Source organism: Streptomyces sp. NPDC051555, from assembly GCF_044454405.1.
Classification (GTDB): domain Bacteria; phylum Actinomycetota; class Actinomycetes; order Streptomycetales; family Streptomycetaceae; genus Streptomyces.
In genome coordinates, this window is record NZ_JBITDP010000002.1 from 819,410 (window position 1) to 833,571 (window position 14,162).

The following is a 14,162-nucleotide window of genomic DNA, read 5'->3' on the forward strand; positions in this document are numbered from 1 at the left end:
GGAACCGCGGGCCGCCATAGAGACAAACGCGCAGACGCGGCGGTGTCCGGTGCTGCCCGTCCTTCCCTGGTGGCGCCCGGCCCGCGGCGGCAGGGTTCGAGGAAGCCAGGGTGACGCCGAAGACGGTACCCGGCGCGGAGTCAGTACCGCCTGGAAGGAGCCTCCGCCATGACGGACGTCCCGGAACACGTGCACCTGCCCACGGGTGGCTGGCGCTTGTGGGAACATTTCGCCCTGCGCGGCCCCGGCTTCCCCGCCGAAGGGGTGCTGCGCATGGCGCCTCCCGGGCTGGCCGTGGCCGCCGACAAGTTCGGGCCTCGGGACCTGCTGGCCGGGCCCGAGTGGGAGGCCTTCACCGAGACCTTCGACACGGGCGCCGTGCGCACCGCCGAGCTGCTCCAGGAGATCGCCGCCGCCCCGCGCTTCCGCGCCGCGGTGGCCTGGCAGAACCGGACCGTGCTGCGCACGGGCATCGCGCCGTTCCTGAACTGGACGCCGACCGCCGCTTCCCGCACCAGCATGCCCCGCCAGCGCGAGGAGCTCGTCGCGCACTACTGGCAGCGGTTCTGCGTCAAGAACGACACCATCGGCTTCTTCGGCCCCGTCGGCTGGGGCCGCTGGGACCTCGCGAGCCACGGCATCGCCGTCGACCCGGGTACGGGTCTGCTCGCCGACTCGCAGGTCTACTTCGCCAGTTGGGCCATCGACGCGCTCGCCAAGACGCTGGGCGCGGACCCGGCGATGAAGGCGTGGATCCCGCCGCGCCGGGTGTCCTTCGTCCGCGCCGAGGGCCGGACCGTGCGGCTGCCCGGCCGCCCGCCGCAGCCCATCACCGACGCCGCACGGGCCGTGCTCGACCTGTGTGACGGGACGCGACCGCTGGCCGCGATCGCCGGGGCCGCCGGGATCACCGAGGCGGAGGCGTCCGACACCGTCGCCTGGCTCCAGTCCAAGCGGTGGGTGCACTGGCGCCTGGAGGTGCCGAGCAGCACCTATCCCGAGCGGGAACTGCGGGCCATCCTGGAGCGCGTCGGCGACCGGGCGCTGCGGGAGTCCGCCCTGGAGCGGCTGGACGTGCTGGAGCGCGGCCGGGACGCGGTCCAGGCGGCCGGCCTGGACGCCGAGGCGCTGGGCGAGGCGATGGGCGCGCTGGAGGCGGACTTCGCGCGGTTGACCGACACCGACGGCCAGCGGGCCAAGGGGGCGCGGACCGCGCCCTGCCGCGGGCTGGTCTACTCCGACTGCCGGCGCTCGGCGACGGCCACACTGGGCACCGCGCTGCTCGACGAACTGACGCCGCTGGCGCAGTGCCTGACCTCCGCGCGCTGGATGACGAACCGGTTCACCGAGCGGGTCGGCGTACGGCTGCGCGAGGTGTACGAGCGGCTGCACGCGAGCGGCCCGGTGGACCTGGGCGCGATGTGGCTGGCCTGCCTGCCGTCGCCGTACGCCGAGGCGAACGCCGATCTGGACGTCATCCAGGCGGAGATGCGGGCGAAGTGGGCCCGCATCCTGGAGGTGCCCGAGGGGGCGCGCAGCGTGCGGGCGTCCTCGGCGGACATCGCCGAGCGGGTGCGGGCCGAGTTCGAGGAGCCGGGTGCGGGCTGGTCGCTGGCCCGCTACTTCAGCCCCGACGTGCTGGTCCTCGCCGAGGACGCGGCGGCGGTGGGCCGCGGCGACTTCGCGCTCGTGCTGGGCGAGATGCACAGTGCGCTCAACACCATGGGGGCCTCGCTCTTCGTCCATCAGCACCCCGACCGGGAGCAGTTGATCGCGGAGACCACGCGGGACTTCCCCGATCCGCGACTGCTCCCGATGCTCCCCAAGGAGCTGCCGCTGAAGTGGTCCACGCGCAGCCGGCCCTCGCTGGACCGGCCGCAGGACTACTACGTCTCGCTGGTCGACGACACGGGCGACCCGCACCGGCCGCGCACGGTGCTCAGCGCGGACGTCGCGGTGGAGGACCGGGAGGGGGCCTTGACGGCGGTGCTGCCGGACGGGACCGCCTTCCCCCTGCTGGACGTCTACGCCAACACCCTCACCCAGCGGATCATGGACCGGTTCACGATCCGCCCCGAGGGGGACCACACCCCGCGGATCACCATCGACAAGATGATCGTGGCGCGCGAGACGTGGACCTTCGCGGCCGGCGAACTGACCTTCGCGGACGAGAAGTCGGAGGCCAGGCGGTACGTCCGGGCGCGCCACTGGCAGCGGGAACACGACCTGCCGCGCTTCGTGTTCGTGGTCTCCCCCACCGAACCCAGGCCGTTCTACGTCGACTTCGAGAGCCCGGTGTACCTGACCATCCTGGCCAAGGCGGCGCGCAGGCTCGCCCGCAAGGACCCGGAGGCCCGGCTGAAGGTCAGCGAGATGCTGCCGACGCCGGAGCAGGCCTGGCTGACCGACGACCAGGGCAACGCCTTCACCTCGGAGCTGCGCTTCGTCGCCGTCGACCAGAGCGCCGTGGACCAGAGCGCCGTGCCCTCCACGGCGGACGAGGACGCGTGATGCGCACCTTCGTCGATGACATCGCGGCGCACGCGGCCCACCACCCGGGCCGGATCGCGGTCACCACCCCCGACGGGGAGCTGACGTACGCGGAGCTGGCCGCCCGGATCGAGGCGCTGGCCGCGGTGCTGCGCTTCCGGGGCGCCGGCCCCGAGGTGGTGTGCGCGGTGGCCGTGGAGCGCGGGGTGGACGCCGTGGTCGCGATGGCGGCCGTGGTGCGCTCCGGCGCCGCCTTCCTGGGCCTGGACCCGGAGCAGCCCGCGCCGCGGCTGGCGGCGCTGGTGCGCAGCGGCGGCGCCGGGATGCTGCTGTCCCGGTCGGACCTGGCGGCGCGCCTCGACCTGCCGATCGCGGGGGCGCCCGTCCTGCTGGACCGGCCGGGTCCGGTCGGGGCGGGCGACGGCCCGGCCGGGGCGGAGCCGCAGGAGCGCGGCCTCGCCTACGTCAGTCACACCTCCGGGACCACCGGGGAGCCGAGCGCGGTGCTGGTCGAGCACAGGGGTCTCGATTCGTACCTGCGCTTCGTCGCCCGCGACTACGGTCTCGGGCCGGACACGGTCGCCCTCCAGGTCGCGCCGCTGGGCTACGACGCCTCCGTGCGGGACACCTTCGCGCCGCTGCTGGCGGGCGGGCGCCTCGTCGTCGTACCGCGCTCGGCGTTGCTGCGGCCGCAGGAGTTCGGGGAGGTGGTGCGCTCCGAAGGGGTGACCGCGCTGCTGAGCGTGACCCCGTCCTTCCTGTCCTTCCTGGCCGGTCAGCCGGACGCGGCCGGACTGCTGGCCGGACTGCGGCTGGTGGTCTCCAGCGGGGAGTCGCTGCGGCCGTTCCTGGCCGCGGGCGGCCGGGCGCTGGTCCCGGGCGCCCTGGTCAACCAGTACGGGCCCACCGAGTGCACGATGACCTCGACCCGGTACGCGGTGCCGGCCGATCCCGACACCGCGGCCGACCTGATCGGGACCCCGATCGACGGGGTCGTGGTCCGGCTGCTGGACGCGGCGCTCGCGCCGGTGCCCGAGGGCTCCGTCGGGGAGGTGTACATCGGCGGGACCGGGGTGGCCCGGGGCTACCGCGGAATGCCCGCCCGGACCGCCGCGTGCTTCGTGCCGGACCCGCTCGGGCCGCCGGGCGCCCGGCTCTACCGGACCGGCGACCTGGCCCGCAGCGGCCCCGGGGGGCTGGCCTACCTGGGGCGCGGCGACCGGCAGGTGAAGATCCGGGGCTACCGCGTGGACCCGGCCGAGGTGGAGGGCGCGCTGCTGGCCCACGCCGCGGTGACGGGCGCCGTGGTCACCTCCGCGACCGACGCGCAGGGGCGGGTGTTCCTGATCGCGCACGTCACCGGGGACGCCGCTGTTCCCGACACGGCCTTGCGGGCGCACCTGGGGACCACCTTGCCGCCGCACCTGATGCCGCGCCGGTTCGTCCGGCTGGCCGAACTACCCACCACCCGCGGGGGCAAGGCCGACCGGCGTGCCCTGGCCGAAAGCGGAGGCACCCGGTCATGAGCGCGACGACCATCGACACCCTGGGCCCGGCGGACGTGGACGCGGCCGTCGAGCGCCTGGCGGGACACGTGCGGCGCACCCCGCTGCTGCCGGGGCTGGGCGCCGCGGGGCGGCGGCGCTCGGAATGCGCGCTGCTGCTGAAGGCCGAACACCTCCAGCACAGCGGCTCGTTCAAGGTGCGCGGGGCGGCCAACGCCGTCCTGGCGCTCGGCGCGGACCGGATCGTCACCGGGTCCTCCGGGAACCACGGGATCGCGCTGGCCCGGCTCGCCGCCCCGCTCGGGGTCGAGGTCACCGTGGTGATGGCGGCCGGGGCCAGCCCGGCCAAGGCCGCGCTGATCCGGGCGCTGGGCGGGCGGATCGTGTCCGTGCCGGGCGGGGTGGCCGAGCGGGACCAGCGGGCGCTGGAGCTGGCCCGGGAGGGCGGCGCGGTCTTCGTGCCCTCCTCGGACCACGAGCTCGTGATCGCCGGGCAGGGCACGGTCGGGGCGGAGATCCTGGCCGAAGTGCCCGACGTCGAGACCGTCTACGTGCCGACCGGCGGGGGCGGGCTGCTGGCCGGGGTCTGCCTCTCCGCCCACGGGCACCGGGTCCGGGTGGTGGGCGTGGAGCCCGCCGCGACGCCCCGGTACGCCCGTTCGCTGGCGGCGGGCCGGCCCGTCCGGCTGGCGCCGAGCGAGACCGTCGCCGACGGGCTGCGCGCGCAGCAGCCGGGCGCGGTGACCTTCCCCGTCATCCGGGACCGGGTCGACGACCTGATCGCCGTGTCCGACGCCGAGATCCTGGCCGCCGCCGCCTTCTTGCGCCGGCGCGGGATCGAGGCGGAACCCAGCGGTGCCGTCGCCCTGGCCGGGGCGCTGCGCGCGGGCCGCGGCGCCGGGCGCGCCGTCGCCATCGTCTCGGGCGGCAACACCACCGCGGCGCTCACCGCCGCCGCGACCACCGAACCGTATCCGGAGGAGATCTCATGACCACGTCCCTGAACCCGACCCTGACCGGTGCCGCGCTCACGGAGCTGGTGCTCGACATCTACCGCGACACCCTGGGCGAGGCCGACCTCGACGAGGACAGCGACTTCTACGAGTGGGGCGGGGACTCGCTGACCGCGTTCCGGATCACCGCGCGGATCGAGGAGGCGGTGGGCGTCGAGGTGCCGGTCGCGCTGGTCTTCGCCTACCCCTCCCCCGCCGACCTGGCGTCCGTCGTCGACGCCGACCTCGTCCAGGCGTGAGGGGCAGACCATGAGCGAGACCTATCTGCCGGGCGGCCGCTGGCGGCTGTGGGAGCAGTTCGCGCTGCGCGGGCCGGGCTTCCCGGCCCGGGGCGTGCTGCGGCTGGCCCCGGCCGGGCTGGCCGCGGCGGCCGACAAGTTCCCCGAGGGCGAGCAGCTGGCCGGGGAGGGCTGGAGCGAGTTCGGCGCGCTGTTCGCGGAAGCCGCGGTGGACAACGCGCGGGCCCTGCAGGACATCGCCCGGCTGCCCGCCTTCCGGGAGGCCGTGGCCTGGCAGAACCGGCCGGTCCTGAGCTCCGGGATCGCGCCGTTCCTGAACTGGACGCCGACCGCCTCTTCCCGCACCAGCATGCCCCGCCAGCGCGAGGAGCTCGTCGCGCACTACTGGCAGCGGTTCTGCGTCAAGAACGACACCATCGGCTTCTTCGGCCCCGTCGGCTGGGGCCGCTGGGACCTGGCGGACGCGGGCCCGGACGGCGTCGCCGTCGATCCCGGGACCGGCCTGATCGCCGACTCCCAGGTGTACTTCGCCAGTTGGGCCGTCGACGCGCTCGCGGCGACGATCGGGTCCGACCCCGGGCTGCGCCAGTGGGTGGCTCCGCGCCGGGTGCCCTTCGTCCGCCTCGCGGACGTCGAGGGCGCCGCGGGCGCCGAGGTGTTGGTCCCCGGTCGCCCGCCGCAGCTCGCCGGGGACGGCGCCGCGGCCGTACTGGCCCTGTGCGACGGCGTGCGCAGCGCGCGGGAGATCGCGGTCGCGCTGCCCGGTACGGACGTCGTGGCCGAGCTGACGGGCCTGGTGGCCCGCAGGTGGGTGGTGTGGAAGCTGGAGGTGCCCGCCGACGCGCGCCCCGAGCGGTTCCTGCGCTCCTGGCTGCACCGGATCGGCGACGAGGCGGCGCGCGGGCGCGCCCTGGCCGCCCTGGACGTGCTGGAGCGCGGCCGGGACGCGGTGGCGGGCGCCACGGGCCCCGAGGCCCTGGTCGAGGCGATGACCGCCCTGGAGGGCGAGTTCGTCGCGCTGACCGAGACCGCCGCCGTCCGCGAGAAATCGGCCGGTACGGCGCCGTGCCGGGCCCTGGTGTACTCCGACTGCCGCCGCTCGGCGAGCGCCCGGCTGGGCCGGGTCGTGCACGAGGCCCTCGCCCCGCTGGAGCCGCTGCTCACCAGTGCGGGCTGGCTCACCGCCCGGCTGGCCGAGGCCGTGATGGACCGGGCGGCGCCGGTCTACGAGCGCCTCGCCGAGCGGGGGACGGTGGACCTGGCTGCCTTCTGGTTCGCCTGCATGCCGATCCTGCACGGGGCGGCGCGCACCGAGACGCAGGAGCTGCAGAGGGAGTTCCGGGCGCGTTGGGCGGCGATCCTCTCGCCGCCGCCGGACGCGCGCCGGGTCCGGCTGACGCTGGCCGACATCGCGGGGCCGGTGGCCGAGCGGTTCGGCGAGGGCGCCGACCCGGTCGGGGGCGGCCGAGCGGGCGGTGTGCGGGCGGGTGGTGTGCCGGGCGGCTGGACGGCCGCCCGCTATCTGAGCCCCGACATCATGATCGCGGCGACCGACACGGACGCGGTGGCCCGCGGTGAGTTCGAACTGGTGCTGGGCGAGCTGCACTTGGCCTCCAACACGCTGGGTTCCTCGCTCTTCGTCCACCAGCACCCCGATGCCGGCGAACTGCTCGCGCTCACCGACCGCGACCACCCCGGCCCCCGGCTGATGCCCCTGCTGCCCAAGGAGCACCGCTCGCGCCTGTCGGTGCGCACCCGGCACGCCCTGGTACGGCCCGAGGACTACCAGGTCGCGCTGGTCGACTTCACCGCCGATCCGGCCCGGGCGCGTTCGGTCCTGAGCGCCGACGTCACGGTGGCCCGCGGCGCGGACGGCGAGCTGCGGGTGGTGCTGCCCGACGGCGCCGCGTTCGCCGCGGTGGACGTGTTCGCGCACGTCCTGACCACCCTGGCGATGGACCTGTTCCAGATCCTGCCGGACGATGCGGAGCACGCGCCGCGGGTGACCGTCGACCGGCTGGTGGTGGCCCGGGAGACCTGGCGGCTGCCCCAGGACGGGATCGACTTCGCGGACGAGAAGGACGAGGCCCGTCGCTTCGTGCGGGCCCGCCAGTGGCGCGAACGGCACGGTCTGCCGCGGTTCGTGTTCGTGGTCCTGCCCACCGAGACCCGGCCGTTCTACGTCGACTTCGACAGCCCGGTGTACCTCAACATCCTGGCCAAGGCGCTGCGCCGGCTGGCCCGCAACGACCCGGACGGCCGCGCCGTGATCACCGAGATGCTGCCCAGCCCCGAGCAGGCGTGGCTGACCGACGACCGGGGCGCCGCCTACACCTCGGAGCTGCGCTTCGTGGCGGTCGACGAGGGCGGCGCGCCCCACGTCCCGGGCGGGAGCCACACCCCCTGAGCCGCGTGGTCCCGGCCGGGCTCCCCCGTGTCCGACCCGGGACCACGCACCCCCGCGGCGGCGGCCCGCCCGAGCGCGAACGCGTCCGGGCGGCGCCGCCGTTGCGCTTTCTACCCCCACCGCTGCGTGCGGGGCTGCTTCTTCTTCCCTACTGACCGGCCTTCCCAGACAGCAGTGTTGTGGAAAACACCGCTTGGAGGCCCGCAGTGAAGGCATCGTTCGCGCAGCGCAGGCTGTGGTTCCTCGACCAGCTCACCCGAGGTTCCACCGACTCCTTGCTCCCCCTGGCACTGCGGATCCGAGGCGACCTCGACGTCCCCGCGCTGGAGCGGGCGTTGACGGGGGTCGTCGCGCGGCACGAGGTGCTGCGCACCCGCTTCACCGCGGTGGACGGGGAGCCCGTACCGCGGGTGGACCCGGCCCCGGCGATCACCCTGGAGCCGACCGACGCCGCCGACGCCGCCGAGGTCTTCGAGCGGGAGCTGTCCCGCCCCCTGGACCTGGCCACGGAGCACCCGGTGCGGGCCACCCTCGCCCGGCTCGGTCCGCGGGAGCACCTGCTGCTCGTCGTGGTCCACCACATCGCGGTCGACGGCTGGTCCTGGGACGTGCTGCTGCGCGAACTGGACGCCGGTTACCGCGGACAGCCCGTGGCGGCGCCCGCCCTCCAGTACACCGACGTCGCCGACGCCGAGGCCGAGCGGCTCGCCGGACCGCGCATGGAACGGCTGCTGGGGTACTGGCGCGAGCGCCTCGCCGGGTCGACCCCGCTGGCGCTGCCCACCGACCGGCCGCGGCCCGCGTTCTGGGACGGCTCGGGGGACGTGGTCCGCTTCGAGCTGCCGGCCGCGCTGGTCGCCGAGGTCGACCGGGTGGCCCGCGAGCACCGCGCGACCCGCTACATGCTGCTGCTCTCCGTCTACCAGGCCCTGCTGGGCCGGTACTCGGGCCGTCGGGACATCGCGGTGTGCACCACGCTCGCCGACCGCGGCCGACCCGGGGTCTCCGCCCTGATCGGCCCCTTCGTGAACACCATCGTGCTGCGCACCGACCTGTCGGGGGACCCGACGTTCGCGGAGCTGCTGGCGCGGGTGCGGACCGGGGCGCTGAAGGACTTCTCGCACGCCGACGCCCCCTTCGACCGCGTGGTCGGCGAGGTGGTCACCGAACGCGACCTGTCCCGGCACCCGCTCGCGCAGGCCTCCTTCACCCTCCTCAACAACGCCCCCGCCCCGGCGCGCCTGGGCGACCTGGACGTCGCCCTCCTCCCCACACCGCTCGGCGGCACCGGGCTCGACGTCTTCCTCGACCTCAGCCTGCGCGCCAACGGCGATGTCGCGGCCATGCTCCAGTACTCCACCACCCTGTTCGACGACGCGACGATGGAACGGTTCGCCGAGGGGTACGTCGCCCTGGTGCGCGCGGTGGTGGCCGCGCCCACGGCCGCGGTCGAGGCGCTCGCCCGGCAGCTGGAACCGCTGCCCGGCGGCGAGGCCCGGCGCCTGGTGGCGCTGGCGGGCGGCCCGGGAGCCGGTTCCACCGTGCCCGCGGCCCCGTTCGCCGTGTCCGGAGCCCCGCAGGCGGTGGCCCTGGTCTGCGGCGCGGAGTCCTTGACCTACGGCGCGCTGGACGCGCTGACCGGTGACCTGGCCGCGGCCCTGACCGGGGCGGGGGTCCGGCCCGGCACCCCGGTCGGGGTGTGCATGCGGCGCGGCAACGCGTCCGTGGCCGCGATGGTCGCGATCTGGCGCGCGGGCGGCGTCTTCGTCCCGATGGACCGTCAACTCCCGTCCGAGCGACTGCGGTTCATGACCGAGGAGGCGGGCGTCCGGTGTGTGCTGACCGACGCCGCCACCCGGCCGACGGCGCGGGAGCTCGGCGCGCCGGTGCTGGTCGTGGAGGACGTGCGGCCCGGATCGGGCGCGGCGGGCACGGCACCCCGGCACGCACCGGATCCGCGGGAGCTGGCGTACGTCATCTTCACCTCGGGCTCCACCGGCCGCCCCAAGGCGGTCGGCGTGGAGCACGGGGCGATGGCCGCCCATGTCGGCGCGGCGCGGGCGGAGTTCGGGATCACCGCGGCCGACCGGGTGCTCGCCTTCTCCTCCTTCTCCTTCGACGCCTCCCTGGACCAGCTGCTGACGGCGCTGGGCTGCGGGGCGACCCTGATCGTCCGGCCCGACGAGCAGTGGCTGCCCGACCGGGTGCCCGCGATCGTCGAGCGGCACGGGATCACCGTCGTGAACCTGCCGCCGACCTACTGGACCGAGCTCGCCTTCTCCCTCACCGACGCCTCGGCCGCGACACTGGCCCCCCTGCGCCTGCTGATCCTGGGCGGGGAGTCCGTCCCGGCGGGTGCGCTGGCCGCCTGGCGGGCCCGGGTGCCGGGGGTACGGGTGGTCAACGCCTACGGCCCGACCGAGACCACCGTCACCGCGACCGTCCACGACATCACGGGCCCGGCGACGGGCGACGCGGCGGCGGCCCGGGTGCCGATCGGCCGCCCGTTGGGCGGGCGCCGGGCGTACGTCGTGGACGAGCGGGACGAGCTGGTCCCCGAGGGGGTGGCGGGCGAGCTGCTGATCGGCGGTCCGGAGCTGGCCCGCGGCTACCTCGGCCGGCCCGGTCTCACCGCGCGCGCCTTCGTGCCCGACGCCTTCGCCGGGGACGGCGGGAGGCTCTACCGTACGGGCGACCTCGTGCGCCGACTGCCCACCGGGGAGCTGGAGTTCCTCGGTCGGACCGACGACCAGGTCAAGATCCGCGGCTTCCGCATCGAGCTCGGCGAGGTCGAGGCCGTCCTGCGGGAGTGCCCGGGGGTGGTGGCGGCAGCCGTCGCCACCGGCCCGGACGCCCAGGGCGGTACGGCGCTGGCGGGCTACGTGGTGGGCGCCGACGGCCCGGTCCCGGCCCCCGTCCTGCGCGCCTTCTGCGCCGAGCGGTTGCCGCACTACGCCGTGCCCGCGGACTTCGTGTCCCTCGACGCGCTCCCGGTGAACGCCTCCGGCAAGCTCGACCGCGGTGCGCTGCCGGGCCTGCGCCCGGACCGCGACCGGGACGCGAGCGGCGCCGAGTTCATCGCCCCGCGCAACGAGAGCGAGCGGGTCGTCGCCGGGATCTGGGCCGAGGTGCTGGGCGTGGACCGGGTCGGCATCGACGACGGCTTCTTCGACCTGGGCGGGCACTCCCTGCTGGCCACCATGGCGGTCTCGCGGATCGCCGAGCGGCTCGGCCGCGAGGTGGAGCTGCGCACCCTGTTCGAGAACCCCAGCATCCGCTCCTTCGGGCCGCTGGTGGCGGCGGCCCGGCAGGCCGGGGCGGCCGCGGTGGTCCCGGTGGACCGCTCCGGGCCGCTGCCGCAGTCCTTCGCCCAGGAGCGCATGTGGTTCCTGGACCGGATGTCGGAGGCCGGTGACGCGTACGTGCTGTGGTTCTCCTGGCGGATGCGCGGCGGCCTGGACCGGGCGGCCTGGCAGGGCGCCCTGGACGAGGTGCTCGCCCGGCACGAGGCGCTGCGCACGTCGCTGACCGAGCGGGACGGGCGGCCCGTGCAGCAGGTGGTGGAGGGGGTCGGCGTACCGCTGGAGTGGCGCGCGGCCGCGCCCGGCGAGGAGTCCGTACGGCTCGGGGAGGTGCGCGAGCAGGCCTTCGCCTTCGCAACCCGGCGGTTCGCGCTGGAGCACCCGCCGCTGCTGCGGGCCGGGGTGTGGGAGCTGGGGCCCGAGGACCACGTCGCGGTCCTCTCCTTCCACCACGCGGCCACCGACGGTTGGTCCAAGGACATCATCATCGGCGAGCTGTCGGCCTGCTACCGGGCCCGACTGGCCGGGGAGCCGGCGGCGCTGGGGCCGGTCCCGGTGCAGTACGGGGACTACTCCGTCTGGCAGCGCGACCGGCTGAGCGGCGAGGTGCTGGAGCGGCAGCTGGACTACTGGGAGCGCCACCTCGCGGGGGTGCCCGCGCTGGAGCTGGCGACGGACCGGCCGCGTCCGGCGCTCTGGTCGGGCCGGGGCGGCGCCGTCGAGGTGGACCTGCCCGCGGAGCTGGCGGCCGGGCTGGGCGAGCTGACCCGCCGGTTCGGGGTGAGCCGGTTCATGGTGCTGCTGGCGGTGACCCAGGTCGTGTTGGCCCGCTGGTCGGGGCAGCGGGACCTCGCGGTGGGCACCCCGGTGGCGGGTCGCGGCCAGGTGGAGCTGGAGCGGCTGGTGGGGCTGCTGGTGAACACGGTGGTGCTGCGGGCCGATCTGTCGGGCGAACCCACCTTCGAGGAGTTCCTGGGTCGGGTCCGGGAGTCGGTGCTCGGGGCCTTCGACCACCAGGAGGTGCCCTTCGAGCGGCTGGTGGAGCAGCTGCGTCCGGAGCGGGACCCGTCGCGCAACCCGCTCTTCCAGGTGATGTTCGACGTACAGGAGAGCGCCACCGGCGGGCCGCGGGTCGCGGGGCTGGAGGTGGAGCACTTCGTTCTGCCCTGGCGCTCGGCGAAGTTCGACCTGACGGCCACCTTCCTGCTCTATCCGGACCGGTTCGCGCTGAACGTGGAGTACGCGAGCGACCTCTTCGACCCCGGGACGGTGACCCGCTTCGCCGGGCACGTGAGCCGGGTGCTGGCCGCGGTCGTGGCCGACCCCGGGCGGCCCGTCGAACGCCTGGAGCTCCTGTCGGCCGCCGAGCGCGCCGAGCTCACGGCAGGGGCCGCGGGTTCGCCGACGGTCGCCACCGCGCCGCCCTTCGCGGTGCGGGGCGAGGCCGGTGTGGTGGCCCTGGTGTGCGGGCAGGACAGCGTGCGCTACGGCGAGCTGGACGCCCTGACCGGCGGCCTGGCCCGGGCCCTGGCCGCGGCCGGGGCGACCCCGCACACACCGATCGGGGTGTGCCTGCGCCGGAGCACCTGGTCGGTGACGGCGATGGCCGCGATCTGGCGGGCGGGCGGGACGTACGTACCGCTGGACCCGCACCTGCCCGAGGAGCGGCTGCGCTTCATGGTGGAGCAGGCCGGGGTCGGGTACGTCGTGACGGACGGGCCGACCGCCGACCTGGCCGCGGCGCTGGGGCGCCCGGTGCTCCGCGTGGAGGACGTGCGGCCCGATCCGGACGCGCCCCGGCACGCGCCCGACCCGCGCGAACTGGCCTTCGTCATCTTCACGTCCGGCTCCACCGGCCGCCCCAAGGCGGTCGGCGTGGAGCACCACGCGCTGGCCGCGCACGCCCGCGCCGCCGGCGAGCGGTTCGGCGTGAGCGCCGAGGACCGGGTGCTGAACTTCGCCTCCCACTCCTTCGACGCCTCCCTCGAACAGATCCTGCCCGCACTCGCCGCCGGGGGCACCGTGGTGATCCGGCCGGACGAGGTGTGGACGGTGGAGGAACTCGCCGAGCGGGTCCGGGCGGAGGGAGTGACCGTCATGGAGGTCACCCCTTCCTACTGGGAGGAGATCGCCGCCCGCCTCGACGCGGTGGCCGGCGACCTCAAGAGCCTGCGGCTGGTGGTGACCGGCGGGGAGGCACTGCCCTCGGCCCCGCTGGAAAGGTGGTTCGCCCACCTGCCCGACGTGCCCGTCGAGAACACCTACGGCCCCACCGAATCCGTCATCTCGGCCACGTCCCACCGGGTCACCGGACCGGTCGCGGGCCGGGTGCCGATCGGCCGGGCCTGGGGCGAGCGGCGGCTCTACGTCGTCGACGCGCACGACGAGCTCGTCCCGGTCGGCGTGCCGGGCGAACTCCTGGTCGGCGGCGCCGAACTGGCCCGCGGCTACCTCGGCCGGAGCGCCCTGACCGCCCAGCGCTTCGTCCCCGACCCGTACGGCGCCACCGGCGGCAGGCTCTACCGCACCGGCGACCTGGTGCGCCGACTCCCGGACGGGGAGCTGGAGTTCCTCGGCCGGACCGACCACCAGGTCAAGATCCGCGGCTTCCGCATCGAGCCGGGCGAGATCGAGGCGGTCCTCGAACAGTACGAGGGCGTGCGCGGAGCAGCCGTCCTGGTCCGCGAACTGCGCGGGGACCGCGCCCTGGTCGCCTACGTGGCCGGAACGGGCATGGACGGCGCGGAGTTGGCCGCCTGGTGCCGCACCCGGCTGCCCGGCTACATGGTCCCGGCCGCCTTCGTGGTCCTCGACTCCCTGCCCCTGACCGTGCAGGGCAAGACCGACACCGCGGCGCTGCCCGACCCCGAACTCCCCGCGCCCGCCGCCTCCGTGGCACCGCGGACCCCCACCGAAGAGGTGACGGCCCAGATCTGGGCCGAGGTGCTGGACCTGCCCGCCATCGGGGTCCACGAGGACTTCTTCGCCCTCGGCGGACACTCGCTGCGCGCCGTGGCGGTGGCCTCCCGGCTCCGCGCCGCCTTCGACTGCCCGGTCCAGGTCCGTGACCTGTTCGAGCACCCGACGGTCGAACTGCTCGCCGCACTGGTGGAGCAGCGGCTGTTCGAGGAGATCGCCGGGATGAGCGACGACGAGATCGACCTGTCCCTGACGGCTGACTTCTGAGACGAGATAGGACCGCATTC

At 75.4% G+C, this 14,162-nt stretch carries 6 protein-coding genes; all 6 read left to right on the top strand.

Annotated elements, in window-relative coordinates:
- Nucleotides 1-168 precede the first annotated feature (168 nt).
- The 6 genes from ACIBEA_RS07615 (at nt 169) to ACIBEA_RS07640 (ending at nt 14,142) form a co-directional block, all read left to right on the top strand.
- Complete coding sequence (locus ACIBEA_RS07615) at nt 169-2,511, top strand: lantibiotic dehydratase (protein WP_399258887.1); 2,343 nt, start codon at nt 169-171, stop codon at nt 2,509-2,511.
- The gene (locus ACIBEA_RS07620; RefSeq protein ID WP_399258888.1) at nt 2,511-4,016 is read left to right on the top strand and encodes an amino acid adenylation domain-containing protein; all 1,506 of its coding nucleotides are present in this window, start codon (nt 2,511-2,513) and stop codon (nt 4,014-4,016) included. Before ACIBEA_RS07615 ends, ACIBEA_RS07620 begins: the two co-directional genes overlap by 1 nt.
- Nucleotides 4,013-4,987, top strand: coding sequence for a threonine/serine dehydratase (locus ACIBEA_RS07625; protein WP_399258889.1), 975 nt, complete (start codon nt 4,013-4,015; stop codon nt 4,985-4,987). Before ACIBEA_RS07620 ends, ACIBEA_RS07625 begins: the two co-directional genes overlap by 4 nt.
- Nucleotides 4,984-5,247: an acyl carrier protein gene (locus ACIBEA_RS07630; RefSeq protein ID WP_399258890.1), complete on the top strand. Its 264-nt coding sequence runs from the start codon at nt 4,984-4,986 to the stop codon at nt 5,245-5,247. The genes ACIBEA_RS07625 and ACIBEA_RS07630 overlap by 4 nt, the downstream gene beginning before the upstream one ends.
- Before the next feature lie 10 nt (nt 5,248-5,257).
- Nucleotides 5,258-7,654 (top strand): lantibiotic dehydratase, encoded by a 2,397-nt coding sequence (locus ACIBEA_RS07635; protein WP_399258891.1) that lies wholly within the window; start codon nt 5,258-5,260, stop codon nt 7,652-7,654.
- Between the two features lie 206 nt (nt 7,655-7,860).
- A complete protein-coding gene (locus ACIBEA_RS07640; RefSeq protein WP_399258892.1) occupies nt 7,861-14,142 on the top strand; it encodes an amino acid adenylation domain-containing protein in 6,282 nt (2,093 codons plus the stop codon).
- Nucleotides 14,143-14,162 lie beyond the last annotated feature (20 nt).